The organism is Pseudomonadota bacterium (genome assembly GCA_030860485.1).
Classification (GTDB): domain Bacteria; phylum Pseudomonadota; class Gammaproteobacteria; order JACCXJ01; family JACCXJ01; genus JACCXJ01.
Window position 1 is genome coordinate 1 of sequence record JALZID010000233.1, and the last position, 2,415, is coordinate 2,415.

4 protein-coding genes are annotated in these 2,415 nt (G+C 65.0%); 1 reads left to right on the forward strand and 3 read right to left on the reverse strand.

Annotation, left to right across the window (positions count from 1 at the left end; translation table 11 throughout):
* On the reverse strand, positions 1 to 572 hold a 572-nt coding region (locus M3461_14285), incomplete at its 3' end, for a hypothetical protein (protein MDQ3775426.1).
* A 13-nt stretch (positions 573 to 585) separates the two neighbouring features.
* Positions 586 to 963, reverse strand: coding sequence for an energy transducer TonB (locus M3461_14290; GenBank protein ID MDQ3775427.1), 378 nt, complete (start codon positions 961 to 963; stop codon positions 586 to 588).
* On the opposite strand from M3461_14290, the gene M3461_14295 reads away from it, so the two are divergent.
* Positions 950 to 1,234, forward strand: coding sequence for a hypothetical protein (locus M3461_14295; protein MDQ3775428.1), 285 nt, complete (start codon positions 950 to 952; stop codon positions 1,232 to 1,234). The two genes, M3461_14290 and M3461_14295, sit on opposite strands and share 14 nt — an antisense overlap.
* Here M3461_14295 and M3461_14300 read toward each other — a convergent pair.
* Positions 1,222 to 1,719, reverse strand: coding sequence for a hypothetical protein (locus M3461_14300; protein ID MDQ3775429.1), 498 nt, complete (start codon positions 1,717 to 1,719; stop codon positions 1,222 to 1,224). The genes M3461_14295 and M3461_14300 overlap by 13 nt on opposite strands.
* Between the last annotated feature and the right edge of the window lie 696 nt (positions 1,720 to 2,415).

Here is a 2,415-nt window from a genome sequence, read left to right on the forward strand (position 1 = left end):
TTTCCGGCGTGCGCCGCGCCGCCTGCCGCAGATCCTGCCGGTGAGGGGCCGATGTCGGCCGGGGCGCCCAGCGGGGGCGGACTGCCAGATTCAGCAGTAGCCTTCTCCTGCACACCCGGCTCGCCGCCTGCCGTTTTAGCCGCGCCTTGCATGTCCTTGTCGAAGGTTTCCAGGGCCGCATCGAGGACTTGATCCTCCGTCTGCGCGCCCGACTGCACGGTGCCTTCACCCGCTTGCTGCCGGCCGGCGTCCGCGCCGGTGGCGGACTGCGAACCGGCGTTCGAACGGTTGTCGGAAGCGCTGCTCTGGCTCGTGTCTCCGGCGCTCGGTGCGGCCTGCGGTGTTTGCCCCGCTGTCGTTGCCGGGGACTGTGCCCCGCTCTGTGAGCGGGAGCTGGTCTGCGACGATGACTTTGGCGAGGACGGTGATACGCTTTGCGTGCTCTGTGACTGGGGTTGCGGCATGGTCGGCGTCGTGGGCTGGCTCGGCGGCGTCGAACAGCCGGCGCCGGCCAGCAACAGCACAGCGTGGATGACCAAGGGTCGAAGCTCGTGCAGTGATATCAGGCGCATGAGGGCATCCGGTTCAGTTGATGGGGAAGCGCTTGACCGACCCCACGGTGTCCACGGCCACGCCGTTTTCCAGGCGCGGGCGGAAGCGATTGCCGCGCAGCGACTCCAGCGCCCTGCGTCGCGCCGAGCTGATGGCGTTGGGGCTCTGTTCCGTGATCCGCGCATTGTACACGCGCCCGTTCTTGCTGACGTCGAAGGTGACGGTCACAAACTCGGCCGGGTTCTCCGGAGCGATTTCCTTATCCACGCTGGGGATCGAGAGGCGCAGCGCCGGCAGGGCCACAGGGGTGCTAAACAGCGACTCCAACTTCTTGCGGCCGTCGGGCGCGCCCTGCAGCAATTGCCAGGCCTGCTGGTAGTGCTCCAGGGCCGTGTTCGTGCTGCCGCGCATCAAGTACCAGTCCCCCCAGGGGGGTGAGTGCCTCGGCCCGCGAGTCGGGCGGCAGCTCCGGATGGGCATTGTGAATGGAGACGATGCGCTCCAGGGACTTGGGCGCCGCGAAGAAGCGCCGCTCCATGTCCAGATACTTTTCGTCCTGCGCCCGGGCAAGGGCGTCGCCGTACAGCAGGTCGATGAGGCGCGGGTCCCTCTGGCCGACGCGCTGTTCCGTCAGGGTGATAGCCTTGGAGAACAGGTAGGCCGCCTCGCTTACGGGGTGTAGGCATCGGACTTCAGCAACCCGTCGCGGTAGGCCTGGATCTTCCAGCGCCCGACTTGGTCGTAGATATTCAGCAGCTCTGGATCCCCATCGGCGTAATTGCGGCGGTAGATCCAAAGCAACTGGTCAAAATTCCGGTCCACCGCATCCCAGTCCCGCAACGCGATGTTGCTTTCGGTGATGTTCTGCAGGATCGGCACCTGGCCCAGGCTCTGCAGCCCGCCATTGACGCGCTTGATGTGATGCGCGCGTTTCAGCGCCTCCAGCGCGCGGGTGTGATCCTTCAGTTGTTGGTAGACGCGCCCCTGGCTCAGCAGCTGCTCGCCGAGCCGCGCGTCGTAGGCGCCGTATTCCGACTCCAAGTGCGCGATCTGCTGCTTATGCTGCTCCGCGATTGACAGAAGTTCCGGTGCTGTGGCCGTCGGAGCCGGTTCCTTCCCCGCCGCGGCATCGGCCGGTTCGGCGCCGGACGCACCTGCGTACAACACGAGACAAATTGCTAGGACAGGGTCTGAAGGAACGAGACGGGTGCACATGGGTTGCTTTCCGGATGAGCCACCTAATGCAGAGAGTCACGTTCCCGAGAAGTATAGGAATTTTAAACGCCCTTTTTCGGCAAGAGGAATAGTACTGATGGACCCGTTAGCTGTCAAACACGCGAGATCGCGGTCCAGGATCGGGGACTTTCCGGGCCATGCATCAGCCCGAGGCGCCAGGATTCGGGACCTGTTGGCGTCTCGCGCGAGTGCAGGCCAAAGGGGGCTGTCGGCTCAGGGAGCTGAAGCGGACGAATCGGGTGTCGGTTGGGGTTCAGATGCTATGTAGGGCCACTCGGGCCTTACATTCCGCACATCTCGGCGCGCATTTCGGCGTAATTTCCCGCAGGGTGGGGGGCTCAGCGTGGGTACGGCGCTTCGGCGTCGATGAGTCGCTCGGTTTGCTCCTCCCACTCCCGCAGCAGTTGCTGCGCGCCACGGTAGTTCTCGATCGCCTGGCGTAAGAGCTCGGCCTGCGCCGCGGAGACTTAGCGGTGGACGAGCTGCCCCGCTTCATGTGGCCCCACTCGTAGTAAGGGCCGTGGCGCGCCGCGGGGTCCTGGGCGCAACGGCAGTTGGGCTTCCCCCACAGTTTGGTTCGCTCCAGCAGAGTACCTGAACACAAGTAGTCGAACGCTGCAAGGTGAG